Genomic DNA, 26,382 nt, shown 5'->3' on the forward strand with positions numbered 1-26,382 from the left:
ATGAAGCGCGCGACGGGCACGCTGCTGGGTCTGGCGATCGGCGACGCGTTGGGCAAGCCGACCGAGTTCCAGGAGTACGACGAGCTGCTGCAGTGGGGTGCCCAGTGGCGTGAACTCCCGCTGCCGAAGCCCGCGTTGGTGACCGACGACACCCAGATGACGCTGGCGCTGGCCCGGGGCCTGCGGACCGCCCAGGAGCGCGGCCCGCTGGCCCCGCTGCGGCTGACCCGCCCGGTCCGGGAGGAGTTCGTGCACTGGTACTTCGACCCGGACAACAACCGGGCGCCGGGCATGACCTGCCTGAAGGCGTGCCTGCGGCTGAGCAAGCCCGAGCGCCGCTGGCAGCAGGCCAGCGACGTCGGCTCCAAGGGCTGCGGCGCCAACATGCGGGTCGCCCCGGTCGGCCTGCTCCCCGGCCTGACCGACCGGGCCAGGTCCGGGGCGGCGCAGCTCCAGTCGGCGCTGACCCACGGCCACCCGACCGCGCTGGCGGCCAGCGACCTCACGGCGTACACGGTGCGGCTGCTGGCGGACGGCGTCGAGCCGGCCGAACTGCCCGCCCGGCTGCGGGAGTACGCGCTGGCGGCCAAGGTGCGGGGCTACGACGACTTCTGGCTCGGCGACCTGGCCGCACACGCGCAGGACCCCTCCCCGAAGGCGTTCAGCGACCGGGGCTGGGACGACTGCCTGCTCGAACTCGACCGGCTGGACGCCGCCTTGGCCCGCCCCGAGCCGGAGGGCGACCCGTGTTCGGTGACCGGCGAGGGCTGGGTGGCGGAGGAGGCGTTCGGCACCGCGCTGCTCTGCTTCCTGCTGTTCCCGGACGACCCGGTCACGGCGGTGCGGCGCGGCGCGTTCTCCTCCGGCGACTCGGACTCGATCGCCTGCCTGGCCGGCGCCTTCGCGGGCGCCCGGCACGGCGCGGCGGCCTGGCCGGCCGACTGGGTGGAGCGGATCGAGTACCGGGACGAGCTGCTGGAGCTGGGCGCACTCTGGGACTGAGAGCCAGCCCCTAAGCAGTGATCGTCTTCCCGTCGTACGCGGCGAAGCCCCGCTCGACCAGCTCGCGCAGCACCGCCTGGTCGAGCGCGGCCAGCCGCTTGACGTACAGACACCCCTTGCCGGTGGTGTGCGGCCCGAGCCGCGCCAGCAGATCCCGGTGCGGCTCGAAGCCCTCGGCGACGTACAGCGTCAGCGCCTGCTTACGGGGCGAGAACCCGACCGGCGGCCAGTCGCCACCCCGACCGCTCGCGTACCGGTAGTGGTACCTCCCGAACCCGACGATCGAGCCACCCCACATCACCGCCGGTACCCCCGTCACCTCCGCCATCAGCGCATAGAGCGCCTCGGCATCGGCCCGCCGCTCGTCCGGCACGGCCGCCAGGAACGCGGCGGGGTCGGTCGCGGTCGGCTTGGTCTTCGGTTCGGCCATAGGGGTCAGGCTAGGCGGGTGCTCAGCCACGCACTACCCAGGCCGAACGTGCCTGACCGCCTACGCACGGATCACCTCTACCGGTCGATCGCCCCCGTGCCGTGGTGGAGGGCGGCCCGGTCGGCGGCGGCGCGGCCCTCGTGCCAGCCGTCGGCGTTGCTGATCCGGACCCGCTGGGTGGTGAGCTTGGGGAACATCTCGTCGACGGCGTGGTCGACCGCCTGTTCGCGGGCGGCCAGCGCGGGCAGCAGCCGCTCGTCGGGGACGAGCTGCTCGCTGCTGCCGTCGGGGTTGAGGTGGCGGCCGGCGGCGGCTTCGCGGGTGGTCTCCTCGGTGGCGGTGGTCAGCCGTTCGCGGATCCGGGCGGCGTACGCGATCAGGAAGGACTGTCGGAACGACTTGGTCCTGGCGGCGCCCTCCTTGTGGTGCCGGCTGCCGGCCCGGTGCATGGTGGCGGTGGCCTGCACCAGCAGCGAGGTGTAGAGCAGCTCGACCGCGTCCAGGTCGGAGTCGAAGCCGATGATGGTGCAGAAGCCGAACTCCTTGGCCCAGACCGTGCGGCAGCGGTTCGCGGTGGCCACCGCGTCGAGCAGCATCGCCTTCGGGCTCTCGTACGGGTTGTCCACCCCGATCCGGAGCGCGCCGGGGGTGTCCCGGGACGGCTGACCGGCCGTCAGCAGGGCTTCGTCGATGGAGTGCTGGGCCACCAGCTGCTGGGCCTTGGCGGTGAGCGCCTCGGCCTCCTCGGGGTACTCGGTGGACTCGGCCTTGGCGAGCAGCGCCCGGATCCGGGACAGCATCCGGGGCTCGCCGGGCATCGGCCCGTTCGGCCGGTACACGGTGGCCCGGCCGGGGGTGGGGCCGACCGGGGTGACCGACGGGAGCTGCGCCCAGAGCCGGTTCAGCTCCAGCACGGCGGTGGCCAGCGCGAACCGGTCCAGCCGGTGCCGGGCCGCGAACTCGGAGAGGTACACCTCGTCCCCGGGCCACCAGACCTCGACGGCCAGCTCGCGCAGCTGCTCGTGCCAGCGCCGGTCCAGGGTGGCCGCCGGGTGGCGGCGGTTCTCGGCGGCGATCAGGTCGACCGCCAGCGGCTGGTGCACGGTGCCGAGCTCGCGCCGGACCAGCCGGGCCAGGTCGGCGGGCCGCCAGCCGATCGCCCAGGCCCGGGTGACGGTGCGCTCGACGTGGGCCAGCAGGGCCCGGCTGACCTCGGGCCAGTCGGCGGCCGCGAGCCGCGAGGCCGCGGTGTCGAGCGCCAGGTCGAGGGTGTCGGGGGAGGCGGCGACGACCTGGGTGGCGGCCTGGGTGACCAGGGCTTCGGCGGCGGACGGCTGGGCCACGGGTGATCGCCTCAAGAAGTTGGGGGTTGAACTGGCAATGATGCCCGAGCCCGGAGCACTCCGGGCCCGGGCATCCGCCTCAGCAGCTGCGACGAGCGTTCAGCCAGGAGCGTTCAGCGCTCGATCGCGGTGGCCAGGATCTCCGGCAGCCGCTCCAGCAGCCGGCCGGCGGCGAGCCGGGTGCCGCCGACCGCCAGCAGCGCCCCGAAGCCGATCCCGATCGGCAGCAGCGCCCAGCCCGGCAGGGCGAACAGCAGCAGCGCCACCGGACCGGTGATCACCAGCACCCCGAGCATCGAGCCGAAGGTGTTCAGCAGCACCACCCCGCCCTGACCCGGTGCGGCGTTCCGCATCGGGTTGGAGTCGGCCGGCATCGCGTACGGCGCCAGCACGCTGAGCAGCGCGCCGAGGCCGACCCCGCCGCCCAGCGCGGCGTAGCTCAGGCCGAGCGCGGGGGGCAGCTCGGCCCACTGCCCGGTCGCGGCGGCCAGCACCAGGCCGAGCAGGGTGCTGATCGGGACGGCGTACGAGAGCACCGCGTAGGCCCGGCCGCGCAGCTCGTCCCGGGCGTCGGCCGGGGTGGCCAGTGTGCTGGAGACCATCCAGAACGCGGAGCCGTCCATGCCGAACAGGTTGACCATCTGCAGGCCGAGCATCAGACCGGCCATCGCCACCATGTACACCGAGCCCCAGCCCTGGACCACCGAGAGCACGCACATCACCAGGGTCATCCCGATGCTGGTGAAGACGGCCGCCTTGGCCCGGGGCTCGCGCCAGGCGTACCTGAGGTGACGCTGCATCACCGCGCCGACCCGGCCGTCCGGGAACAGGTTCCGGGAGGCGCGGCCGACCGACTGGGTGGCGATCAGGGTGGACGAGTCGGCGGTCACCATCAGGTCCTGCAGGCTCCGCTGCCACCAGCGCAGCAGCAGCGCCAGCAGCGCGCCGGTGGCGGCGAGCTGGAGCAGCGCGAGCGGGACGGAGTCCCCGGCGGTACGGGCCGAGTCCAGGGCGCTGACCGGCGGGATCCACCGCAGCACCGAGGCGAACGGCTTCAGCGGCGACAGGTCGAGGCCGCCCTCACCGGACCGGCCGAGGATGCTCTGCGAGGCCAGGTTGCCGACCTGCACCAGGATCGCGAACAGCAGGCCGCCGAAGATGGCGAAGTCCTTGCCGCGGCGGCTGGAGAGCAGCTTGGCGTTCCCGGCCGCGACCGCGCGGGACAGGGTGACCAGGCAGACCACCGTCAGCGGCACCCCGAGCACCGCGAACGGGACCGCCACCGCCCCCGCGGCGGCGGCGATCACGGCGCCGGTCAGCAGCACCAGCGCGATCACCGGTCCTGGGCCGATCAGCGCGGCCAGCAGCGTGCCGCGCAGCAGCGGGCCGGGACGCAGCGGCAGCATGGTGAGCCGGGTGGGGTCGGAGCTCTCGTCGCTGCTGAACAGGAAGAGCGGCAGCGCGGCCCAGCCGATCGCCAGCGAGGTGGTGAGCATCACACTCGCGTCGGCGGCGCCGGCGTGCCCGTTCAGGAAGGCGAAGCCGGTCGCGATCAAGGCGGTGAACAGCAGCCCGACCGCCGAGCCGACCAGGTAGAGCGCCCGCCGGCCGGGGCTGCGGCGCAGGCCGTTGGCGAGCAGCCGGAGCTTGAGCGAGACCAGGGTCCGGACCACCACGCGGTCCGCGGGGACGTTCATCGGGCCTCGCCCAGCCAGTCCAGGCTCTGCTCGTCCTGCTCGCGGACCCCGATCAGGTCCAGGAAGGCGGTGTGCAGCGAGCGGTCGCCCCGGACGGAGTCCAGCGTGCCCTGGGCGATCACCTGGCCGGCGTTTATCACCGCGACCCAGTCGCAGAGCTGCTCGACCAGCTCCATCACGTGGCTGGAGAAGACCACGGTCGAGCCGCTGGCGGCGTACCGCTTGAGCACGCCCCGGATGGTCTGCGCGGAGACCGGGTCGACGCCCTCGAACGGCTCGTCCAGGAACAGCACGTCCGGGTTGTGCAGCAGTGCGGCGGCCAGGCCGATCTTCTTCCGCATGCCGGTGGAGTAGTCGGCGACCAGCTTGTCCGCGGCGGCGGACAGGTCGAGGACGGTCAGCAGCTCCTCGGCCCGGCGGTCCACCTCGGCCCCGGGCAGGCCGCGCAGCCGGCCGTTGTACTGGAGCAGCTCGCGCCCGCTCAGCCGCTCGAACATCCGCAGCCCCTCGGGCAGGATGCCGATCCGCGCCTTCACCCCGACCGGGTCGGTCCAGACGTCGGCGCCGTGCACCAGCACGGTGCCCTGGTCAGGCCGGAGCAGGCCGGTGACCATCGAGAGGGTGGTGGTCTTGCCCGCCCCGTTGGGGCCGACCAGGCCGATGAAGGAGCCGGCGGGCAGGTCCAGGGTGAGTCCTGCGACCGCGGCGTGGTCGCCGAAGCGCTTCCACAGGTTGTGGATGCTGACGGCAGGTGTCATGTGGGTACTCCTGTTGGTACGGATGTACGGCCACCCTTTCAGAGGCGGGCCCGGCAGCGGCACCCCGCGAACGACGGGCGTGTCTGCTCCGATCGGGTGAACGTGAAACCACGCAGGTGTGTTGTTCGTCATGCACCATGAGAGTCCGTCAGGAGGTGGGTCGGGATGAGCATGCAGCCATGGGGACAGCCGCAGCCGTACGGCGCCGGTGCCGGCCAGGCGGCGATGCGCGCCGGGCACACCGACCGCGAGCGGGCAGTGGACGTGATCAAGGCCGCGTACGCCGAGGGACGGCTGTCGGCGAACGAGTACAGCGCCCGCTTCGACGCGGTGCAGCGGGCCAAGACGTACGGCCAGCTCGCCTACCTGGTCTCGGACCTGCCGGTCGGCCCGGTGGCATTGCCGCTGGTCGGGGCGCCGATGATGATGCAGCCGGTGTACGCGCCCCGGCGGCAGACCAACGGCCTGGCGATCGCCTCGCTGGTGTTCGGCCTGCTCTGTCTGCCGGGCGGGCTCTTCGCCATCCCCGCGGTGGTGACGGGGCATCTGGCGAAGAAGCAGCTGCGGGAGAGCGGCGAAGAGGGCGACGGGATGGCCACCGCCGGGCTGGTGCTCGGCTGGCTGTCCGTGGGTGGCTGGGCCTTGTTCATCCTGTTCGTGTTGCTGGCTGCCGTGCACTGAGGTATGGCCGGAAGGGTGTCCACTTCGGGGCCGAGCTGCGGCGTTGCATTTGTTTTGACCGGCGCCGATGCGCTAGGTACGCTCTGACCTTGTGCCTGGGGTGTCCCCGGGTCCTTGTGCGTGCCAGCAGACCGGCCGCCGTACCGGAGTGGTCACCACTCCGTGAGCGCCGCCGCTGCACATCGGCTCATGGATTCCGCCCTCGAAAGAGGCTCAACACACCCGACCGCGTGGGTCGGAACGTTGGGGTCACCGCAGGTTAGTTTTACGCAGCCTTGGCACACAGAAAACGGAGAAACGGTGCCTACGATCCAGCAGCTGGTCCGAAAGGGCCGGCAGGACAAGGTCGAGAAGAACAAGACGCCCGCGCTGAAGGGTTCCCCTCAGCGCCGCGGTGTTTGCACGCGTGTGTACACCACCACCCCGAAGAAGCCGAACTCCGCGCTTCGCAAGGTGGCCCGTGTGCGCCTCACCAGCGGGATCGAGGTCACCGCCTACATTCCGGGTGAGGGCCACAACCTGCAGGAGCACTCCATCGTGCTGGTGCGCGGTGGCCGTGTGAAGGACCTTCCTGGTGTCCGCTACAAGATCATCCGCGGCTCGCTTGACACCCAGGGTGTCAAGAACCGCAAGCAGGCTCGTAGCCGCTACGGCGCCAAGAAGGAGAAGTAAGAATGCCTCGTAAGGGTCCTGCCCCGAAGCGCCCGGTCATCATTGACCCGGTCTACGGCTCGCCGCTTGTGACCTCGCTGGTCAACAAGATCCTGCTCCACGGCAAGCGCTCCACCGCCGAGCGGATCGTCTACGGCGCCCTCGAGGGCGTTCGTGAGAAGACCGGTGCCGACCCCGTGGTCGCCCTCAAGCGCGCGCTTGAGAACGTCAAGCCCACCCTTGAGGTGAAGTCCCGCCGCGTCGGTGGCGCCACCTACCAGGTGCCGGTCGAGGTCCGTCCGGGCCGCGCCAACACCCTGGCGCTGCGCTGGCTGGTCGGCTACTCCCGCGCCCGTCGCGAGAAGACCATGACCGAGCGTCTGCTCAACGAGATCCTCGACGCCTCCAACGGCCTCGGTGCTTCCGTGAAGCGTCGCGAGGACACCCACAAGATGGCCGAGTCCAACAAGGCCTTCGCGCACTACCGCTGGTAGTCCGAGCCCCGTCACTAGACAGAGAGAGAACGAGCCACCATGGCTGCAACCTCCCTTGACCTGGCCAAGACCCGGAACATCGGGATCATGGCCCACATCGACGCGGGTAAGACCACCACCACCGAGCGGATCCTGTTCTACACCGGTGTGTCGTACAAGATCGGCGAGGTCCACGATGGCGCTGCCACCATGGACTGGATGGAGCAGGAGCAGGAGCGCGGCATCACGATCACGTCGGCCGCGACGACCTGTCACTGGACCCTCGACGGTGTCGACAACACCATCAACATCATCGACACCCCGGGTCACGTCGACTTCACCGTCGAGGTGGAGCGTTCGCTCCGCGTCCTCGACGGTGGCGTGACGGTCTTCGACGGCGTCGCCGGTGTCGAGCCGCAGTCCGAGACGGTGTGGCGTCAGGCCGACCGTTACGGCGTCCCGCGCATCTGCTTCATCAACAAGCTGGACCGCACGGGCGCGGACTTCTACTTCTGCGTGCAGACCATCGTGGACCGCCTCGGCGCCACCCCGCTGGTCATGCAGCTCCCGATCGGCGCCGAGGGTGACTTCACCGGTGTCGTCGACCTGGTGAAGATGAAGGCCCTGGTCTGGTCCGCGGACGCCCCCAAGGGCGAGATGTACGACACCGTCGACATCCCGGCCGACCTGGCGGAGAAGGCTGCGGAGTACCGCGAGGCGCTGCTCGACACCGTCTCGAACGTCAGCGACGAGGTGATGGAGCTCGCCCTCGAGGGCGAGGACATCCCCGAGGAGCTGCTGGTCGCGGCGATCCGTAAGGGCACGCTGAACTCGGACTTCACGCCGATCTTCTGCGGTTCCGCGTTCAAGAACAAGGGCGTTCAGCCCCTGCTCGACGCGGTCGTGAAGTACCTGCCGTCGCCGATCGACATCGAGGGCATCGAGGGCACCAAGCCCGGCGACGACTCGGTGAAGATCACCCGCAAGCCTTCGGACGACGAGCCGCTGGCCGCGCTGGCGTTCAAGATCATGTCCGACCCGCACCTCGGCAAGCTCACCTTCGTCCGGGTTTACTCGGGCCGCCTCGAGGCCGGCACCGCCGTCCTCAACGCGGTGAAGGGGCGCAAGGAGCGCATCGGCAAGATCTACCGGATGCACGCGAACAAGCGTGAAGAGATCGAGTCGGTGGGCGCCGGCGACATCGTCGCCGTCATGGGTCTCAAGCAGACCACCACCGGTGAGACGCTGTCCGACGAGAAGCACCCGGTCATCCTGGAGTCCATGGACTTCCCGGCCCCGGTTATTCGCGTCGCGATCGAGCCGAAGTCGAAGGGTGACCAGGAGCGTCTGGGCACCGCGATTCAGCGGCTGGCCGAGGAGGACCCGTCCTTCCAGGTCAACACCGACGAAGAGACCGGCCAGACCATCATCGCGGGTATGGGCGAGCTGCACCTCGAGGTGCTGGTCGACCGTATGAAGCGTGAGTTCAAGGTCGAGGCCAACGTCGGCAAGCCGCAGGTCGCGTACCGCGAGACGATCCGCAAGGCCGTCGAGCGCATCGACTACACGCACAAGAAGCAGACCGGTGGCTCCGGCCAGTTCGCGAAGATCCAGATCGCGATCGAGCCGATCGAGTCCGGCGAGGGCTACGAGTTCGTGAACAAGGTCACCGGTGGCCGCGTTCCGCGCGAGTACATCCCGTCGGTCGACGCCGGTTGCCAGGAGGCCATGGAGTTCGGCGTTCTCGCCGGCTACCCGCTCCAGGGCGTCCGCGTCACCCTGCTCGACGGTGCCTCGCACGACGTCGACTCGTCCGAGCTCGCCTTCAAGATCGCCGGTTCCATGGCGTTCAAGGAGGGTGCTCGCAAGGCCAGCCCGGCCCTGCTCGAGCCGATGATGGCCGTCGAGGTCACCACGCCCGAGGACTACATGGGCGACGTGATCGGTGACATCAACTCTCGCCGTGGCCAGATCCGGTCCATGGACGAGCGTCACGGTGCCCGCGTCGTTTCGGCGCTGGTGCCGCTCTCCGAGATGTTCGGCTACGTCGGTGACCTGCGCAGCAAGACCTCTGGTCGCGCAAGCTACTCGATGCAGTTCGACTCGTACGCCGAGGTTCCGCGGAACGTGGCGGACGACATCATCGCCAAGGCCAAGGGTGAGTGACGTCCCGCAATCGGGATGTTCGTAAACCCTTAGGCTATTAGGAGGCGAACCTGGGGGATCCTTCCCGGATCCCCCAGGCTTCCTCCGCCCCCACCCGCGGGACGGCACGCTCCGTGCCAAACCCGATCAAAGACCAACTGACGTCAGCACGGCGTACAGAACTGTCCTCAGGAGGACTGCAGTGGCGAAGGCGAAGTTCGAGCGGACGAAGCCCCACGTCAACATCGGCACCATTGGTCACATTGACCACGGTAAGACGACCCTTACCGCGGCCATCACCAAGGTGCTGCACGACGCGTACCCGGACATCAACCCCTTCACGCCTTTCGACCAGATCGACAAGGCCCCGGAGGAGCGTCAGCGCGGTATCACCATCTCGATCGCGCACGTCGAGTACCAGACCGAGGCGCGTCACTACGCCCACGTCGACTGCCCGGGTCACGCGGACTACATCAAGAACATGATCACCGGTGCGGCCCAGATGGACGGTGCGATCCTCGTCGTCGCCGCCACCGACGGCCCGATGCCGCAGACCAAGGAGCACGTGCTCCTGGCCCGCCAGGTCGGCGTCCCCTACATCGTTGTCGCGCTGAACAAGTCCGACATGGTTGAGGACGAGGAGATCCTGGAGCTCGTCGAGCTCGAGGTCCGTGAGCTGCTCTCCGAGTACGACTTCCCGGGCGACGACCTGCCGGTCGTCCGCGTCTCGGCGCTCAAGGCGCTCGAGGGCGACGCCGAGTGGGGCCAGAAGCTCCTCGGCCTGATGGCCGCGGTGGACGAGTCCATCCCGACTCCGGCGCGCGAGGTCGACCTCCCGTTCCTGATGCCGATCGAGGACGTCTTCACGATCACCGGTCGTGGCACCGTCGTCACCGGCCGCATCGAGCGTGGTGTCCTCAAGGTCAACGAGACTGTCGACATCATCGGCATCAAGGAGACCAAGACCACCACCACGGTCACCGGCATCGAGATGTTCCGCAAGCTGCTCGACGAGGGCCAGGCGGGCGAGAACGTCGGTCTGCTCCTCCGTGGCATCAAGCGCGAGGATGTCGAGCGCGGCCAGGTCATCATCAAGCCGGGTTCGGTCACGCCGCACACCGACTTCGAGGCCCAGGCCTACATCCTGTCGAAGGACGAGGGTGGCCGTCACACCCCCTTCTTCAACAACTACCGCCCGCAGTTCTACTTCCGTACCACGGACGTGACCGGCGTCGTGACCCTCCCCGAGGGCACCGAGATGGTCATGCCGGGCGACAACACCGCCATGTCGGTCGTGCTGATCCAGCCGATCGCCATGGAGGAGGGCCTGAAGTTCGCCATCCGTGAGGGTGGCCGCACCGTCGGCGCCGGCCAGGTCACCAAGATCGTCAAGTAATTCTGACGCTCTGACCTGCCTGCCCACAGGCGACCGGAGGGGCTCCGCGACACCGCAAGGTGTCCGGGGCCCCTCCGGCTTTTCCGGTTGTCCGGCTTTTCCGGGCCGACGCGCTGGCGGGTGTCCTGCGTGCTTCCGCGCGCCGGGCGCGGGAGACTCGCCGGTATGGACCACGCCGAGCCGGCCGGGACCGGCACCTCGGAGACCGAGCCGGAGACCGGGCGGCCCGCCGGTCCGACCCACGCGGCGCCGGACCGCCGCCCCGGCGCCTGGCGCTGGCCCGCCGTCCTGACGGCCTGTTACCTGGCCCAGGTGCTGTTCCGGTGGATCCTGGCCCGGGACCAGAGCTTCCCCTCGGTGAACGCCGACGAGGGCACCTACCTGGTGCTGTCCCGGGTACTGGCCGGCCACTCGCCCACCGAGATCCCGGTCGGCTCGGTGATCCCCGGCGGCTACCCGCTGCTGATCGCCCCGATGCTCTGGCCGGCCGACGACGCGGTCACCGCGTACCGGCTGGTGATGGTCGAGAACGCCTTCCTGAACGCCCTGGTGCTGCCCGGCGGCTACCTGCTGCTGCGCCGGCTGCGGCTGCCGCGCGGCCTGGCGCTGGCCTACGCGAGCGGGGTGGCGCTGCTCGCCCCGGTGGTCTTCTACTCGCAGTTCGCGCTCTCCGACACCGTGCTGCCGGTGCTGGTCCTGCTCTGGGTGCTCACCCTGCACGGGCTCGTGACCCCGGGGCCCGCCCGGCGCAGGCTCTGGTACGGCCTCGGTCTCGGGCTGGTGGCCGGGGCGACCATGGCGGTGCACGACCGGGGCGGGGTGATCGTGGCGATCACCGGGGCCGCACTGCTGCTGACCCTGCTGTGCCGCTGGGCGCCCTGGCGGGCGGTGCTGGTGGCCGGGGCCGGGCTCGGGGTCTCGGTGCTCGGGGCCGAGCTGCTCCAGCGCTACCTGCGGGCCCGCTTCGACGTCGCGGCCAGCACGGTGGGGGAGTCGGTGCTGGACGGGATCACCGACCCCGAACTGATCGGCCGGACGCTGACCCGGACGGCCGGTCAGATCTGGTACTTCGTCATCTCCAGCTGGGGCCTGGCCGGGCTCGGCGTGGTGTGCTGCGCGGCCCTGGTGCTGCGCCGCCGGAGCACGCCCGCCGAGCGGCTGGTGTCGCTCGCGCTGCTGGCGGCGCTGTTCGGCATCGCGCTGGCCGCCTCGGCCGGGCTGCCGGAGGACCACCGGATCGACGACTACGTCTACGCCCGCTACGTCTCGTTGCTGCTGCCCGCGCTGAGCCTGATCGGCCTGGCCGCGCTGCACCGACTGAGCCGCCGGGGCGTCCTGTGGGCGGCCGCGGGCGCGGTGGCGCTGACCCTGGCGTGCGGCGGGGCGGTGCTGCTGTCGGTCCGTCAGGAGCTGGCCACCGAGGCGTTCGTGCTCTGGGGCTTGCCGGACGCCTCGCTGCTGGCCGACGACTGGGACTCGTTCCACCTGGTCGACAGCACCGTGACGGCGCTGGCGATCTTCGCGGTGCTGCTGGCCACGGTGGTCTTCCGGCGGTACTCCTGGCTGCTCGCGGCCCTGCTGGTGGCGGGCGCGGTGTTCGCCACCACGGTGGTCACGCTGGAGGTGACCAGGCCCTGGTCGCAGGCCAGGGAGTGGACCGCGACCGGCTTCGCCAGGACGGCCGGGATCGGCCGGACGGACCAGCTGGCGATGGACCGTCAGCTCAACTGGGACGTCCTGATGGTGCAGCCCTTCGAGGTGTACTGGGGCCGGACCTGGACCCTCGACCTGCACGGCAGCCTGCCGCCCGCCGACGCCACGGTGGCCGCGCTGCCGCTCTACGGCGGCCAGGCGCCCGAGGCGACCTGGCCGCAGGCCCCGGCGGGCTGGTACCTCTCGGCGGTCGACCAGGTGCACGGCTACACGGTCTGGCGCCGACGCTGAAGGCCCCGGCCGCGCGGTGCGGTCGGGGCCCTCGGCGGGTGGATCAGACGGTGCGCAGGCTCTCGGTGTAGGCCTTGACCGCCGCGTGCTGCGGCAGCAGCCCGGAGGAGATCGCGTCGGCCAGCGAAGGCGCGGCCTCGTCCCGGGCGGACAGCAGCGGCACCTCGGCGGGCCACTCGATGCCCAGGTCCGGGTCGAGCGGGTGCACCGAGTGCTCGCCGGTCGGGTTGTAGGTCTCCGAGCAGAGGTACGACAGCGTGGCGTCGTCGGTCAGCGCGCAGAAGCCGTGGCCCATGCCCTCGGGGATGTACACCCCGCGCCGGTCCACGTCGTCCAGCCGGACGCCCTCCCAGCGGCCGAAGGTGGGCGAGCCCACCCGCAGGTCGACGATCACGTCGAGCACCGCACCGCGTACACAGGTCACGTACTTGGCCTGGCCGGGCGGCACGTCGGCGAAGTGGATGCCGCGCACCACGCCCCGGGACGAGACCGACAGGTTGGCCTGGGCCAGCCGGAGCGGGTGGCCGACCACCTCGGCCAGCCGGTCGAAGCGGTACCACTCGGTGAACAGGCCGCGCGGGTCGCCGTGCAGCTGCGGGGAGACCTCGAAGACGCCTTCGATGCCCAGCTCGCGGAACTTCACTTCGCGTCCTCCTCGTCCAGCAGACCCAGCAGGTACTGGCCGTAGCCGCTCTTGGTGAGCGGCTCGGCGAGCTCGCGCAGCTGCGCGGAGTCGATCAGGTCGGCCCGCCAGGCCGCCTCCTCGATGCAGCCGATCTTGAAGCCCTGACGCTCCTCGATCACCCGGACGAACTCGGAGGCCTGCACCATCGAGACGAAGGTGCCGGTGTCCAGCCAGGCGGTGCCGCGATCCAGGATGGTGACGTTCAACTCACCCTTCTGCAGGTAGGCGTCGTTCACCGCGGTGATCTCCAGCTCGCCGCGGGCGCTGGGCTTCAGCCCGCGGGCGATCTCGACCACCTGGTTGTCGTAGAAGTACAGACCGGGCACCGCGTAGCGGGACTTCGGCTTCTCCGGCTTCTCCTCGATCGAGATGGCCTGGCCGTGCTCGTCGAACTCCACCACGCCGTACGCGGTCGGGTCGGCCACCGGGTACGCGAAGACCCGGCCGCCGGCCGCGTCGGTGTGGGCGGCGAGCCGGGTGCCCAGGCCGCTGCCGTGGAAGATGTTGTCGCCCAGGATCAGGGCCACCGAGTCGTCACCGATGAAGTCCGCGCCCAGCACGAACGCCTGGGCGATGCCCTCGGGCCGCTCCTGCACCGCGTACTCCAGCCGCAGGCCCCACTGCGAGCCGTCGCCGAGCAGCCGCTCGAACTGGTCGCGGTCGGCCGGGGTGGTGATGATCAGGATCTCGCTGATCCCGGCCATCACCAGGGTGGAGAGGGGGTAGTAGATCATCGGCTTGTCGAAGACCGGGAGAAGCTGCTTCGAGACTGCTCGGGTCAGCGGCCACAGTCGTGATCCGGTGCCGCCCGCCAGGAGAATTCCACGCATGGGAGCACCTTAGCCCGACCGGCAATTGCCCCGTACGGGTCAGGGTGGGAGCTGTTCACGAGGCGAAGGTAGACTGCGCGCACTATGCGCATCCTTGTGACCGGCGGCGCCGGCTTCATCGGTTCAGAATTCGTCCGCCAGCTGCTGGGTGCTGACGCAGCGGCCACCATCACGGTGTTCGACAAGCTCACCTACTCCGGTGTCGAGGCCAACCTCGACCCGGTGGCCGGCCACGCCGGCTACCGCTTCGTGAAGGGCGACATCTGCGACGCGGAGGCCGTCGACCAGGTGATGGCCGGTCACGACGTGGTCGTGCACTTCGCCGCCGAGTCGCACGTGGACCGCTCGATCGCGGGCGCCGGCCCGTTCGTGATGACCAACGTGGTCGGCACCCAGGTGCTGCTGGACGCCGCGCGCAAGCACGGCGTCGGCCGCTTCGTGCACGTCTCCACCGACGAGGTCTACGGCTCGATCAGCGAGGGCTCCTGGACCGAGGAGTGGCCGCTCGCGCCGAACAGCCCGTACTCGTCCTCCAAGGCCGGTTCCGACCTGCTGGCGCTGTCGTACCACCGCACCCACAAGATGGACGTGGTGGTCACCCGCTGCTCCAACAACTACGGGTACTACCAGTTCCCGGAGAAGGTCATCCCGCTGTTCACCACCAACCTGATCGACGGCAAGAAGGTGCCGCTGTACGGGAACGGTGGCAACATCCGCGACTGGCTGCACGTCTCCGACCACTGCCGGGGCATCGAGCTGGTCATGCGCGGCGGCCGCGCGGGCGAGGTCTACAACATCGGCGGCGGCACCGAGGTCACCAACAAGGAGCTCACCGGCCTGCTGCTGGACGCGGCCGGCGCCGGCTGGGACATGGTCGAGCACGTCGAGGACCGCAAGGGCCACGACCTGCGCTACTCGCTCGACATCAGCAAGATCCGCAACGAGCTCGGCTACGAGCCCCAGGTGCGCTTCGAGGACGGCCTGGCGGCCACCATCGCCTGGTACCGCGAGAACCGCGCCTGGTGGGAGCCGCTGAAGACGAAGGCGGAGCTCGAGAAGTGACCTCGGACACCGCTCGCTGGCTGGTCACCGGCTCCGCCGGGATGCTCGGCCAGGACGTGCTGACCGTCCTGAAGGACGCCGGGATCGAGGCCACCGGCCTCGGCCGGGCCGACCTGGACATCACCGACGCCGAGGCCGTGCTGGCCGCCGTCACCGGCCACGCCGTGGTGGTCAACTGCGCCGCCTGGACGGACGTGGACGGCGCCGAGACCGCCGAGGCCGCGGCCACCGCGGTGAACGGCACCGGCGTGCGCAACCTCGCCGCCGCCTGCGCCGCGACCGGCGCCCGGCTGCTGCACGTGTCCACCGACTACGTGCTGCCCGGCGACGCCACCGAGCCGTACGCCGAGTCGGCCCCGACCGCCCCGGTGAACGCCTACGGGCGCTCCAAGCTGGTCGGCGAGCAGGCCGTGCTGGAGCTGCTGCCGGAGTCCGGCTACATCGTCAGGACCGCCTGGCTGTACGGCGAGCACGGTCCGAACTTCGTCGCCACCATGCTCAAGCTGGCCGCCCAGCGGGACACCCTGGACGTGGTCGACGACCAGCACGGCCAGCCCACCTGGTCGTCCGCGCTGGCCGAGCGGCTGGTCGCCCTCGGCCTGGCCGAGCAGGCGCCGGCCGGGGTCTACCACGGCACCGCGAGCGGCCGGACCACCTGGTTCGGCCTGGCCCGCGAGGCGTACCGGCTCAGCGGGCTCGACCCGGAGCGGATCCGGCCGACCACCTCGGCCGCCTTCACCCGCCCGGCGGTCCGGCCGGCCTTCAGTGTGCTCGGTCACGACCGCTGGAGCGAGGCCGGCCTCGCGCCGCTCGCCGACTGGCGGGACCAGCTGGCCGAGGCGGTCCGCCGCCCGGCGTTCGCGGGCCTGGTCGCCGTCCCGGGCAAGGACTGACGGCGCGTCACGACCGGTACCGGAAGCGGGCGGATGACGGCCAACCCCACATCATCCGCCCGCTCCCGACGGTGACCACCCCTGACACGCCGGTGTCCACAGGTGCCATATGCTGTCCCACAATGACGCTGGCCCCTGCGCGCGAAAGGCGCCATCCGCTGTGCAACTCTCCATTCTGACCTCGATCACCGGTCTCCTGGTGCTCGGGTACATCCTCGAGCTGCTCCGTAGGCAGCAGCTCCGGGAGAAGTACGCCGCGATCTGGCTCGCCATCGGTCTGCTGGTCGCGCCGCTCGGGTTCGTCCCCGACCTGCTGGACTCCACCGCCAGGCGGCTGGGTGTCGCGTCGGGCGCGAGCCTGGTGCTGTTCGCCGGCTTCGTGCTGATCCTGCTGGTGAGCCTGCACCTCAGCTGGGAGACCAGCCGCCTCGAGGCGGAGACCAGGACCCTGGCCGAGGACGTTGCACTGATCCGCGCGCACCTCGTCCAGCAGGGCAACTACCCCATGGCCGACCGCGCCGCGGACGCGTCCGCTGCCGACGCCACCGAGGCACAGGTGAACTCATGAGCGGTGACCGGCGGGTACTGATCATTCTTCCGGCCTGGAACGAGGAGGACGGCCTGCCGTCCGTCCTGCGGGAGATCCAGGAGCAGCTGCCGTACGTCGACACCCTGGTGGTGGACGACGGCTCGGCGGACAGCACCGCCGCGGTCGCCAAGGCCGCCGGCTCGGCCGTCGCCCAGCTGCCGTTCAACCTCGGGGTCGGCGGCGCGATGCGCCTCGGCTACCGGTACGCCCAGCAGCACGGCTACGACGTGGCGATCCAGGTCGACGCGGACGGCCAGCACGACCCGGCGTACATCCCGGCGCTGCTGGAGCGGCTCGCCACCGGCGAGGCCGATCTGGTGATCGGCGCCCGGTTCGCCGGCGACGGCAACTACAAGGTGGGCGGCCCGCGCAAGTGGGCGATGAAGCTGCTCTCGGTGGTCCTGTCCCGGATCACCAAGACCAAGCTGACCGACACCACCTCGGGCTTCCGGGCCTGCAACCGGCCGCTGATCGAGTTCTTCGCCCGCTGGTACCCGGTCGAGTACCTCGGCGACACCATCGAGAGCATGGTCGGCGCCGCCCGCTCCGGCTTCACGGTCCGTCAGGTCCCGGTCTCCATGCGGGCCAGGACCACCGGCACCCCGAGCGCCTCGCCGTTCCGCGCGATGGTCTACCTGTCCCGGGCCGGCCTGGTGCTGCTGCTCGCGATGATCCGCCGGATGCCCAAGGAGCTCAAGGAGTTCGCGCCCGGCTCCCGGTACTACGCCGCGTTCACGCAGCGGGCCGCGGAGCGGCGCCGCCGTGAGCTGACCAAGGCATAGGCGGAAGAGAGAGCATGTCGCGTTTCGAGATCCTGCTGCCGTACTACGGCGACGTCGCCCTGATGCAGGACGCTGTCCGCAGCATCCTCGCCCAGGACGGCGACGACTGGCGGCTGACCGTGGTGGACGACGGCCGCGAGGCCGGCGTCCCCGAGTGGTTCGACGGCCTGGCCGACAGCCGGGTCAGGTACTACCGCAACGAACAGAACCTCGGCGTCACCGGGAACTTCAACCGGTGCGTCGAGCTGGCGGAGTACGAGTACCTGGTCCTGATGGGCTGCGACGACCTGATGCACCCGAACTACCTCCAGGTGGTCCGGGCGGCGGCGGACCGGGAGCCCGGCGCGGCGATGATCCAGCCGGGCGTCGTGGTGATCGGCAGCGACGGCCAGCCGTTCGACACCCTGGTCGACCGGACGAAGCGCAAGCTGTACGCCCCCAAGGGCCCGGGCCGGGCCCTGCTCGGCGGGGAGGAGCTGGCGGCCAGCCTGCTCCGGGGCAACTGGCTCTACTTCCCGTCGATCTGCTGGCGGACCGAGGCCGTGAAGCGGTTCGGTTTCCGGCAGGACCTCGGGGTGATCCAGGACCTCGCCCTGGTGATCGACCTGCTGGTGGCGGGGGAGTCCCTCGCCACCACGCCGGAGGTCTGCTTCAGCTACCGCCGGCACGCCGAGAGCGAGTCCTCGGCCAAGGCCTACACCGGGCACCGCTTCGAGGAGGCCAAGCGCTTCTTCACGGAGACCGCCGACCGCCTCGACCGGCACGGCTGGCCGAACGCCGCCAAGGTCTCCCGGCTGCACCTCTCCTCGCGGCTGCACGCGCTGACCCTGCTCCCGGGTGCGGTCAAGCACGCCGGCCGTCCGGGCGTCAGCGCGATGCTCCGCCACGCCACCCGCTGAGCGCGCGGCCGTCGAAAGCTCCTGAATGAACCCGATAGCAAAACTGCTCAAGGCCCTGCCCCCCGGTACCCAGTTGGTCGCGGGGGGCACGGTCGTGCTCGGAGCGGCCTCCTACCTGCACCTCGCGGTGGCCGGGCACAGCCTGTCCAAGGACGACATGGCCGGGGTGTCGGTGCTCTGGACCCTGGTGATGTCGGTCGGGATCGGGCTGTTCTTCCCGATCGAGCAGGAGCTGACCCGGATCGTCGCGACCCGGGTGGTCAACGGTGAGGGCGCGGGCCCGGTGCTCCGCCGGGCCGGACTGGTCACGGTGGCCATCCTGGCCGCGGTGCTCGGCCTGCTGGCCGGGTTCGCCCGGCCGGTCGCCGACCTGCTGTTCCGGGGCGACCTCCAGCTGGTCGGCGCCCTCGGTGGCGCGTTCGTCGGCATGGCGCTCTGCTACCTGACCAGGGGGATACTGGCCGGCACCGGCCACTTCAACGCGTACGGCAGCCAGCTCGCCATCGACGGCGGGCTGCGGATCGTGCTGGCCTTCGGCTGCGCGGCGGCCGGTCTGCACACGGCCCTGGCGTTCAGCCTGATCCTCTCGGTGGCCCCGGTGGTGGCCCTGCTGGCCACCCTGCCGGTCACCCTGCGGGCGGCCCGCCCCGGTGCGCCGATCGCCACCCGGGAGATCGTCGGCGGCCTCGGCCTGCTGATCGCCTCCACCTCGCTGGCCCAGGTGGTGGTGAACGCCGCGGTGATGAGCACCCAGCTGCTCGAACCCGACCGCACCGACCTGATCGCCGCCCTGCTCAGCGCCCTGGTGCTGGCCCGGGTGCCGCTGTTCGTGTTCGGCTCGCTGCAGGCCTCGCTGCTCTCCGGCCTGTCCACCGCGGTCAGCTCCGGCGACCACCAGGGCTTCGCCCGGATGCTCCGCAAGACCTGCCTGGTGGTGCTCGGCCTGGGCGTGGCCGGCGGCGTCCCGGCCGTCCTGATCGGCCCCTGGCTGATCGAGACGCTGTTCGGCGCCACCCCCGGCCAGCTCGGCCACCTCGACTTCCTCTGGTACTCCGTCGGTACCACCTTCTACATGCTCGCCATGGTGCTCGGCCAGGCCCAGATGGTGCTCCGCAAGCACCGCGCCCAGCTGGCCTGCTGGGCGCTCGGCACCGCCGTCCTGTTCGGCATCACCCTGCTCCCCGGCGACATCGCCCTCCGGGTCGGCCTGGCCTACGCGGTCGGCTCCCTGGCCACCGCCGCCGCCATGACCCTGACCCTCCGCCGGGCCGTGCCCCAGCGGCCCGGCCCCGAGACCCACGGGCAGACCAGGCAACGCGCGTCCGTCTGACCCAGGGGTGGCCCCCGACGCCCCGACAGAACAGCACATCACCGCAGATCTGATCGAGCGTCGGAAAAACCTCACGAAAGCGTGTGACAGCGATGACACGACTGGCCCCTGAGCCTCCCTACGGCTCGGAGACCGCGCAACCCGCCGTGGCAGCGCCGGAGGCGGCCGTCGGCCGGCCCGCCCGGTGGACCTCCGCCTGGGCGGTCCCGCTGGCCCTGGTGGCGGGGTACGTCGCCCAGGTGCTGTTCCGGCTCTCGCTGGTGCGGGGCCAGGACTACCCGGTGGTCAACCCGGACGAGCACATGTACCTGGTGATCGCCCGGATGCTGGCCGGCCGCTCGACCACCGAGATACCCGGCAACGAGGTGATCCCGGCCGGGTACTCGCTGCTGATCTCCCCGGCGCTCCGGATCACCGACGACCCGGAGCTCGCCTACCACCTGATCATGGGCATCAACGCCCTGCTCAGCTGTCTGGTCCTGCCGCTCGGGTATCTGGCGATGCGCCGGCTGGCGATGCCCAGACCGCTCGCCTACCTGTTCGCCACCGCCGCGGTGCTGATGCCGCCGGTGGTCTTCTACTCCCAGTACGCGATGGCCGACACCCCGCTGCCCGCCCTGGTGCTGGCCTGGCTGATCGGCGTGCACGGACTGCTCTCGGAGGGCTCGACCCGGCGCCGGATCGGCTACGGCCTGCTGGCCGGCACGGCGGCCGGGTACTGCCTGCTGACGCACGACCGGGGCGGCGTGATCGTCGCGCTCACCGCGCTGGTGCTGCTGGTGGTGCTGGTCCTCGGCTGGGCGCCGCGGGTCGCCACCGCGCTGGCCCTGGTGATGATGGGGGCGCTGTTCTACAGCAAGCAGCTGATGACCAGTTGGCTGCTCGCGAACATCGACGGCGCGCACCCGAGCAAGGTCGGCAACGCGGTCTTCGACTCGCTCGGCGACTCCGCACTGCTGCGGCGCACCGTGATGCGGATGCTCGGCCACCTCTGGTACTTCGTCACCTCCAGCTGGGGCCTGGGCGCGCTGGCCGCGGTGGTCTGCGTCCTCGCGGTCTTCACCTCCCGCTTCAGCAAGGCCGACCGGGTGGTCGCATTCCTGATGGTCTCGCTGATGTGCGGCATCGCGCTGGCCGCCGCGGCCGGCCTGCCGGACGACCACCGGATCGACACCATCGTGTACGCGCGCTACCTGTCGCCGCTGGTTCCGGTCTTCTTCCTGGTCGGCGCCGTGGTGCTGTACCGGACCAGGAAGCGCAAGCACCTGGTCCTGCTGGCCGGTTCGGCGGCGCTGCTGATGGTGACGCTCGCGCTGCTGGTGAACCGGCTGGCGGGCCGGGAGTTCAAGAAGTCCTGGTTCATCCTCTGGGGCATGCCGGACTCGACCTTCCTCGGCAGCCTCTGGGGCGACGACTGGGACGGTTTCCACCTGATGGACACCACCGCCGTCGCGCTGCTGGTGTTCGGCCTGGTGGTCGCGGTCAGGCTGCTGGCCGGCTCCCGGCGGGCGCTGCCGGTCACCGGTGCGATCGGGGTGGTGCTGGCCTGCTTCGCGGCCTTCGCCACCGTCAGCGTCACCGACCACATCACCAAGCCGAACACGGCCGGCCGCTACGGCGACGCCACCGGTTTCCTGGAGGACGCCGGGATCAAGCCCGGCGACAAGGTGGTGATGGACAATCAGGTCCGCTGGGAGATCCAGGTCACCCTGCCCTCGCAGCAGATCGAGGGCCGGGTCTGGAACCGCGACCTGGTGCGCAAGGACACCCCGCCCGCCGACGCGACCGTCGCGGTGCTGGCGCTGTGGGTCAAGGGCGAGACGCCGGACAAGAGTTGGCGCAACGCTCCGGCCGGCTGGCACGTCGACCGGCACGTGGCGGAGAAGAACTACGTGGTCTGGCGGCGTGGCTGACCACTGACCGCCGAGCACCGGATCGGGGCCTGTGAGGGAGACCTCACCGGCCCCGATTCGCGTTCGCGCAGCGTGCTGTGGCAGGATAGCCAAGTTGCTCGGTTGAGTGCCGATGCTGCGCGCCTCCCACCGGGAGGACTGGAAGCGAGTCCCAGGTACTCGTCGTTCCCGTGATGGCCGTTCATGTGATCCGCCTTCGCCCTTGGGTGAGTCGGTGTGGATCGCAGTGGTGTGTAGTCGACACCGCGGCAGCTGCGGGGCGGACGTACGGGAATCTTCCGGGAAGCGTGGGCGGGGCCTCGATCCGGCGCCTGGTGGGTGCAAGGCTCACCGATTCCGCAGGCCGAGAAGGGAAACCTTCCCGGTTCTTTGCAAGCGTCAGGGCGACACGCCCGAGCGCGGGGGTCGGAAGTAATCACCCAAAGGTGCCACCGGCCAAGCCACCCGGCCGAATCCGGCAGAAGAAGCAGCAGACGAGACAAAGGACTACTGAGTAGCCATGGCGGGACAGAAGATCCGCATCCGGCTCAAGGCCTACGACCACGAGGTGATTGACTCCTCGGCGAAGAAGATCGTCGAGACCGTCATTCGCACTGGTGCGCAGGTCGCGGGCCCGGTGCCGCTGCCCACTGAGAAGAACGTGTACTGCGTCATCCGCTCGCCGCACAAGTACAAGGACTCGCGCGAGCACTTCGAGATGCGCACTCACAAGCGTCTGATCGACATCCTCGACCCGACCCCGAAGACCGTTGACTCGCTGATGCGCCTCGACCTTCCGGCCGGCGTCGACATCGAGATCAAGCTCTGAGAGGCGCGACGAAGATGGCAAAGCAGATTAAGGGAATCCTGGGCGAGAAGCTCGGCATGACCCAGGTCTGGGACGAGAACAACCGGATCGTTCCGGTGACCGTCGTCAAGGCCGGGCCCAATGTCGTTACCCAGATCCACACCGCTGACGCTGCCGGCTACGACGCCGTGCAGATCGGCTTCGGCGAGATCGACCCCCGCAAGGTGAACAAGCCCCTCGCGGGTCACTTCGCCAAGGCCGGTGTCACCCCGCGTCGTTTCCTGGTCGAGCTCCGCACCGCGGACGCGTCCGAGTACGCCCTCGGCCAGGAGATCACCGCTGAGCTGTTCGAGGCTGGTGTCAAGGTCGATGTGACCGGCACCTCCAAGGGCAAGGGCTTCGCCGGTGTCATGAAGCGTCACAACTTCAAGGGCCTCGGCGCCGGTCACGGCGTGCAGCGCAAGCACCGTTCGCCCGGCTCGATCGGTGGCTGCGCCACCCCGGGTCGCGTGTTCAAGGGCATGAAGATGGCCGGCCGGATGGGCCACGAGCGCGTGACCACCCAGAACCTGACCGTCCATGCCGTTGACGCGGAGAAGGGGCTGCTCCTCATCAAGGGCGCAATCCCGGGCCCGAACGGCGGCCTCGTCCTCGTCCGCACCGCGGCGAAGGGGCTGTGAGGATATGAGCACCATTGACATCCTGTCGCCCTCGGGCGACAAGGCCGGCAGCATCGAGCTGCCCGCCGAGATCTTCGACGCCAAGGTCAGCGTTCCGCTGATGCACCAGGTCGTTGTGGCGCAGCTCGCTGCCGCCCGTCAGGGCACCCACAAGGTCAAGTCCCGTGGCGAGGTCCGAGGCGGCGGCCGCAAGCCGTACCGCCAGAAGGGCACCGGCCGCGCCCGTCAGGGCTCGACCCGCGCCCCGCAGTTCGTCGGCGGTGGCGTTGTCCACGGCCCGAAGCCGCGTGACTACTCGCAGCGGACGCCCAAGAAGATGATCGTCGCCGCTCTGCGTGGCGCGCTCACCGACCGGGCCCGCCACAACCGCATCCACGTCATCACCGACGTGATCGCGGCCGAGGCGCCGTCGACCAAGGCCGCCAAGGGCCTGTTCGGCAAGATCTCCGAGCGCAAGAACGTCCTCCTGGTCGTCGAGCGCGCGGACGAGCTGGGCATCAAGTCCGCTCGCAACCTGCCGAACGTGCACATCCTGGACGCCGGTCAGCTGAACACCTACGACGTGCTCGTCTCCGACGATGTGGTCTTCACCCAGGCTGCTTTCGAGCGTTTCGTGGCCGGTCCGGCCGCGTCCGCCAAGGCTGTGGCTGCTGAGGGCGAGCTCGAAGGGAGCGCCGCCTGATGGCTGCAGAGATCACGAGCAAGACGTTCACGGACCCCCGTGACGTCCTGGTGAAGCCGGTCATCTCCGAGAAGAGCTACTCGCTCCTCGACGAGAACAAGTACACGTTCGTCGTGTCGCCGGGTGCCAACAAGACCCAGATCAAGCAGGCCGTCGAGGCGGTCTTCTCGGTCAAGGTCGAGTCCGTCAACACGCTCAACCGTCAGGGCAAGCGCAAGCGCTCCAAGACGGGCTTTGGCAAGCGCAAGGACACCAAGCGCGCCATCGTGACGCTGGCTGAGGGCAACCGCATCGACATCTTCGGTGGTCCGACCTCCTAACGGGGTCCGGATCGTCGATAAGGACGAGGACGAGAGAGCCAAATGGGCATCCGCAAGTACAAGCCGACTACGCCGGGCCGTCGTGGCTCCAGCGTGGCCGACTTCGTAGAGATCACGCGGTCCACGCCGGAGAAGTCGCTGGTTCGCCCCCTGCACAGCAAGGGCGGCCGTAACAACGCCGGTCGTATCACCGCTCGCCACCAGGGTGGCGGACACAAGCGCGCCTACCGCGTGATCGACTTCCGTCGTCACGACAAGGACGGCGTGCCGGCCAAGGTCGCGCACATCGAGTACGACCCCAACCGCACCGCTCGCATCGCGCTGCTGCACTACGCGGACGGCGAGAAGCGCTACATCATCGCGCCGCGCGGCATCGGCCAGGGCGACCGGATTGAGAACGGCCCGACGGCCGACATCAAGCCCGGCAACAACCTGCCGCTGCGCAACATCCCGGTCGGTACCACCATCCACGCGGTGGAGCTGCGTCCCGGTGGCGGTGCCAAGATGGCCCGCTCCGCCGGTTCGGGCATCCAGCTGCTCGCCCGTGAGGGTCGCATGGCGCACCTGCGCATGCCCTCCGGTGAGATCCGCCTGGTTGACGCGCGCTGCCGCGCGACCGTCGGCGAGGTCGGCAACGCCGAGCAGTCGAACATCAACTGGGGCAAGGCCGGCCGTATGCGCTGGAAGGGCGTTCGCCCGACCGTGCGTGGTGTCGCGATGAACCCGATCGACCACCCGCACGGTGGTGGTGAGGGTAAGACCTCCGGTGGTCGCCACCCGGTCTCGCCGTGGGGCAAGAAGGAGGGTCGTACCCGTAAGGCCAACAAGGCTTCGGACGCTCTCATCGTGCGCCGCCGCAAGTCCAACAAGAAGCGCTAGGAGCAGGTCAGATGCCGCGCAGTCTCAAGAAGGGCCCCTTCATCGACGGCCACCTTCTCAAGAAGGTGGACGCGCAGAACGAGGCGGGTACCCAGAACGTCATCAAGACCTGGTCCCGTCGCTCCGTGATCAGCCCGAGCATGCTCGGTCACACGATCGCGGTCCACGATGGCCGCAAGCACGTCCCGGTGTTCGTCACCGAGTCGATGGTCGGCCACAAGCTCGGCGAGTTCGCGCCGACGCGCACCTTCCGCGGGCACGTCAAGGACGACCGCAAGTCGAAGCGTCGCTAGTCGCCAGCGAAGTACCGACTCAATGACTTACACCAGCAAGGGGACAACCATGGAAGCCAGGGCCCAGGCGCGGTACATCCGCGTCACGCCCATGAAGGCCCGCCGCGTGGTGGACCTCATCCGTGGCATGAGTGCCACGGAGGCCCAGGCCGTCCTGCGTTTCGCTCCGCAGGCAGCCACCGTGCCGGTCGGCAAGGTGCTCAACAGCGCCATTGCCAACGCCGCGCACAACTACAACCACTCCAACGTGGACGACCTCGTTATCAGCGAGGCGTACGTTGACGAGGGCCCGACCCTGAAGCGGTTCCGTCCGCGTGCCCAGGGCCGTGCCTACCGGATCCGCAAGCGGACCAGCCACATCACCGTGGTCGTCAGCAGCAAGGAAGGGACCCGGTAATGGGCCAGAAGGTTAACCCGCACGGGTTCCGCCTCGGCATCAGCACGGACTTCAAGTCCCGCTGGTACGCCGACAAGCTGTACAAGGACTACGTCAAGGAAGACGTTGCCATTCGTCGCATGATGACGAAGGGCATGGAGCGAGCCGGCATCTCGAAGGTTGAGATCGAGCGCACCCGCGACCGCGTCCGCGTTGACATCCACACCGCTCGCCCCGGCATCGTCATCGGTCGCCGTGGCACCGAGGCCGACCGCATCCGCGGCGACCTCGAGAAGCTGACCGGCAAGCAGGTCCAGCTGAACATCCTCGAGGTCAAGAACCCCGAGCTGGACGCCCAGCTCGTGGCTCAGGGCGTCGCGGAGCAGCTGTCCTCCCGCGTGTCGTTCCGCCGTGCCATGCGTAAGAGCATGCAGGGCACCATGAAGTCCGGCGCCAAGGGCATCAAGGTCCAGTGCTCCGGTCGTCTCGGCGGCGCCGAGATGAGCCGTTCGGAGTTCTACCGCGAGGGTCGTGTGCCGCTGCACACGCTGCGCGCGAACGTCGACTACGGCTTCTTCGAGGCCAAGACGACCTTCGGTCGCATCGGCGTGAAGGTCTGGATCTACAAGGGTGATGTCAAGAACATCGCCGAGGTCCGCGCTGAGAACGCTGCTGCCCGCTCGGGCAACCGCCCGGCCCGCACCGACGCCCGCCCCGCGCGTGGCGGCGAGCGCGGTGGCCGTGGTGGCGAGCGTGGCGGCGCCCGTGGTGGCGCCCGTCGTCCCCAGAACACCGAGGCTCCGGCCGCGGCTGTGACGGAGACGCCGGCTGCCGAGAGCACCGGAACGGAGGCCTGACCGTC

At 69.9% G+C, this 26,382-nt stretch carries 28 protein-coding genes; 22 read left to right on the forward strand and 6 right to left on the reverse strand.

The window, feature by feature from the left end:
- The gene (locus F4556_RS21210) at positions 1 to 1,002 is read left to right on the forward strand and encodes an ADP-ribosylglycohydrolase family protein (protein ID WP_184918533.1); all 1,002 of its coding nucleotides are present in this window, start codon (positions 1 to 3) and stop codon (positions 1,000 to 1,002) included.
- A gap of 10 nt (positions 1,003 to 1,012) precedes the next feature.
- Here the strand turns inward: F4556_RS21210 and F4556_RS21215 are convergent, their stop codons facing one another.
- The 4 genes from F4556_RS21215 to F4556_RS21230 form a co-directional block, all read right to left on the reverse strand.
- Positions 1,013 to 1,432: a DUF1801 domain-containing protein gene (locus F4556_RS21215; protein ID WP_184918535.1), complete on the reverse strand. Its 420-nt coding sequence runs from the start codon at positions 1,430 to 1,432 to the stop codon at positions 1,013 to 1,015.
- A gap of 77 nt (positions 1,433 to 1,509) precedes the next feature.
- Positions 1,510 to 2,775 (reverse strand): DUF2786 domain-containing protein, encoded by a 1,266-nt coding sequence (locus F4556_RS21220; protein ID WP_313068431.1) that lies wholly within the window; start codon positions 2,773 to 2,775, stop codon positions 1,510 to 1,512.
- Between the two features lie 113 nt (positions 2,776 to 2,888).
- A complete protein-coding gene (locus tag F4556_RS21225) occupies positions 2,889 to 4,472 on the reverse strand; it encodes a transporter (protein WP_184918537.1) in 1,584 nt (527 codons plus the stop codon).
- On the reverse strand, positions 4,469 to 5,230 hold the full coding sequence (locus F4556_RS21230) for an ABC transporter ATP-binding protein (RefSeq protein WP_184918539.1): 762 nt from the start codon (positions 5,228 to 5,230) through the stop codon (positions 4,469 to 4,471). Before F4556_RS21230 ends, F4556_RS21225 begins: the two co-directional genes overlap by 4 nt.
- Before the next feature lie 165 nt (positions 5,231 to 5,395).
- On the opposite strand from F4556_RS21230, the gene F4556_RS21235 reads away from it, so the two are divergent.
- The 6 genes from F4556_RS21235 (at position 5,396) to F4556_RS21260 (ending at position 12,520) form a co-directional block, all read left to right on the forward strand.
- Entirely contained in the window at positions 5,396 to 5,911 is a 516-nt protein-coding gene (locus F4556_RS21235; RefSeq protein WP_246511054.1) for a DUF1707 and DUF4190 domain-containing protein, read from the forward strand.
- A gap of 300 nt (positions 5,912 to 6,211) precedes the next feature.
- Positions 6,212 to 6,583: a 30S ribosomal protein S12 gene (gene rpsL, locus F4556_RS21240; protein ID WP_014144289.1), complete on the forward strand. Its 372-nt coding sequence runs from the start codon at positions 6,212 to 6,214 to the stop codon at positions 6,581 to 6,583.
- Positions 6,584 to 6,585: 2 nt separating this feature from the next.
- Positions 6,586 to 7,056 (forward strand): 30S ribosomal protein S7, encoded by a 471-nt coding sequence (gene rpsG / locus F4556_RS21245; RefSeq protein WP_030457432.1) that lies wholly within the window; start codon positions 6,586 to 6,588, stop codon positions 7,054 to 7,056.
- Between the two features lie 39 nt (positions 7,057 to 7,095).
- A complete protein-coding gene (gene fusA, locus F4556_RS21250) occupies positions 7,096 to 9,201 on the forward strand; it encodes an elongation factor G (protein WP_184918541.1) in 2,106 nt (701 codons plus the stop codon).
- Positions 9,202 to 9,382: 181 nt separating this feature from the next.
- On the forward strand, positions 9,383 to 10,576 hold the full coding sequence (gene tuf, locus F4556_RS21255) for an elongation factor Tu (protein WP_184918543.1): 1,194 nt from the start codon (positions 9,383 to 9,385) through the stop codon (positions 10,574 to 10,576).
- A 165-nt stretch (positions 10,577 to 10,741) separates the two neighbouring features.
- Positions 10,742 to 12,520 carry a hypothetical protein gene (locus tag F4556_RS21260; protein ID WP_184918545.1) on the forward strand — a complete coding sequence of 593 codons (1,779 nt, stop codon included), beginning with the start codon at positions 10,742 to 10,744 and terminating at the stop codon, positions 12,518 to 12,520.
- A gap of 43 nt (positions 12,521 to 12,563) precedes the next feature.
- Here F4556_RS21260 and rfbC read toward each other — a convergent pair whose 3' ends face one another.
- Positions 12,564 to 13,163, reverse strand: coding sequence for a dTDP-4-dehydrorhamnose 3,5-epimerase (gene rfbC, locus F4556_RS21265; RefSeq protein ID WP_184918547.1), 600 nt, complete (start codon positions 13,161 to 13,163; stop codon positions 12,564 to 12,566).
- On the reverse strand, positions 13,160 to 14,035 hold the full coding sequence (gene rfbA, locus F4556_RS21270) for a glucose-1-phosphate thymidylyltransferase RfbA (RefSeq protein ID WP_184918549.1): 876 nt from the start codon (positions 14,033 to 14,035) through the stop codon (positions 13,160 to 13,162). The genes rfbC and rfbA overlap by 4 nt, the downstream gene beginning before the upstream one ends.
- Before the next feature lie 84 nt (positions 14,036 to 14,119).
- Here rfbA and rfbB point away from each other — a divergent pair, with 84 nt between their 5' ends.
- The 15 genes from rfbB to rpsC all read left to right on the forward strand — a co-directional run bounded on the left by rfbB (position 14,120) and on the right by rpsC (position 26,377).
- Entirely contained in the window at positions 14,120 to 15,097 is a 978-nt protein-coding gene (rfbB, locus tag F4556_RS21275; RefSeq protein WP_184918551.1) for a dTDP-glucose 4,6-dehydratase, read from the forward strand.
- Positions 15,094 to 15,990, forward strand: coding sequence for a dTDP-4-dehydrorhamnose reductase (rfbD, locus tag F4556_RS21280; RefSeq protein WP_313068435.1), 897 nt, complete (start codon positions 15,094 to 15,096; stop codon positions 15,988 to 15,990). The genes rfbB and rfbD overlap by 4 nt, the downstream gene beginning before the upstream one ends.
- Before the next feature lie 160 nt (positions 15,991 to 16,150).
- Positions 16,151 to 16,558 carry a DUF2304 domain-containing protein gene (locus tag F4556_RS21285; RefSeq protein WP_184918553.1) on the forward strand — a complete coding sequence of 136 codons (408 nt, stop codon included), beginning with the start codon at positions 16,151 to 16,153 and terminating at the stop codon, positions 16,556 to 16,558.
- Positions 16,555 to 17,361, forward strand: coding sequence for a glycosyltransferase family 2 protein (locus tag F4556_RS21290; RefSeq protein WP_184918555.1), 807 nt, complete (start codon positions 16,555 to 16,557; stop codon positions 17,359 to 17,361). Before F4556_RS21285 ends, F4556_RS21290 begins: the two co-directional genes overlap by 4 nt.
- A gap of 14 nt (positions 17,362 to 17,375) precedes the next feature.
- Entirely contained in the window at positions 17,376 to 18,260 is an 885-nt protein-coding gene (locus F4556_RS21295; RefSeq protein WP_184918557.1) for a glycosyltransferase family 2 protein, read from the forward strand.
- 25 nt (positions 18,261 to 18,285) lie between these two features.
- Positions 18,286 to 19,590 carry a lipopolysaccharide biosynthesis protein gene (locus tag F4556_RS21300; protein ID WP_184918559.1) on the forward strand — a complete coding sequence of 435 codons (1,305 nt, stop codon included), beginning with the start codon at positions 18,286 to 18,288 and terminating at the stop codon, positions 19,588 to 19,590.
- Positions 19,591 to 19,736: 146 nt separating this feature from the next.
- A complete protein-coding gene (locus F4556_RS21305; protein WP_184918561.1) occupies positions 19,737 to 21,503 on the forward strand; it encodes a hypothetical protein in 1,767 nt (588 codons plus the stop codon).
- Between the two features lie 499 nt (positions 21,504 to 22,002).
- A complete protein-coding gene (rpsJ, locus tag F4556_RS21310) occupies positions 22,003 to 22,311 on the forward strand; it encodes a 30S ribosomal protein S10 (RefSeq protein ID WP_012785157.1) in 309 nt (102 codons plus the stop codon).
- 14 nt (positions 22,312 to 22,325) lie between these two features.
- Entirely contained in the window at positions 22,326 to 22,970 is a 645-nt protein-coding gene (rplC, locus tag F4556_RS21315; RefSeq protein WP_057231343.1) for a 50S ribosomal protein L3, read from the forward strand.
- Positions 22,971 to 22,974: 4 nt separating this feature from the next.
- Positions 22,975 to 23,652: a 50S ribosomal protein L4 gene (rplD, locus tag F4556_RS21320; protein WP_184918563.1), complete on the forward strand. Its 678-nt coding sequence runs from the start codon at positions 22,975 to 22,977 to the stop codon at positions 23,650 to 23,652.
- Positions 23,652 to 23,972: a 50S ribosomal protein L23 gene (gene rplW / locus F4556_RS21325; RefSeq protein WP_030393296.1), complete on the forward strand. Its 321-nt coding sequence runs from the start codon at positions 23,652 to 23,654 to the stop codon at positions 23,970 to 23,972. The genes rplD and rplW overlap by 1 nt, the downstream gene beginning before the upstream one ends.
- 42 nt (positions 23,973 to 24,014) lie before the next feature.
- Positions 24,015 to 24,851, forward strand: coding sequence for a 50S ribosomal protein L2 (gene rplB / locus F4556_RS21330; RefSeq protein WP_184918566.1), 837 nt, complete (start codon positions 24,015 to 24,017; stop codon positions 24,849 to 24,851).
- A gap of 11 nt (positions 24,852 to 24,862) precedes the next feature.
- A complete protein-coding gene (rpsS, locus tag F4556_RS21335) occupies positions 24,863 to 25,144 on the forward strand; it encodes a 30S ribosomal protein S19 (protein ID WP_057231336.1) in 282 nt (93 codons plus the stop codon).
- Positions 25,145 to 25,193: 49 nt separating this feature from the next.
- A complete protein-coding gene (gene rplV, locus F4556_RS21340; protein ID WP_057231334.1) occupies positions 25,194 to 25,541 on the forward strand; it encodes a 50S ribosomal protein L22 in 348 nt (115 codons plus the stop codon).
- A complete protein-coding gene (gene rpsC / locus F4556_RS21345) occupies positions 25,541 to 26,377 on the forward strand; it encodes a 30S ribosomal protein S3 (RefSeq protein WP_184918568.1) in 837 nt (278 codons plus the stop codon). Before rplV ends, rpsC begins: the two co-directional genes overlap by 1 nt.
- The last annotated feature ends 5 nt before the right edge of the window (positions 26,378 to 26,382 follow it).

The sequence above is a fragment of the Kitasatospora gansuensis genome (assembly GCF_014203705.1).
In the GTDB taxonomy this organism is placed as follows: Bacteria; Actinomycetota; Actinomycetes; order Streptomycetales; family Streptomycetaceae; genus Kitasatospora; species Kitasatospora gansuensis.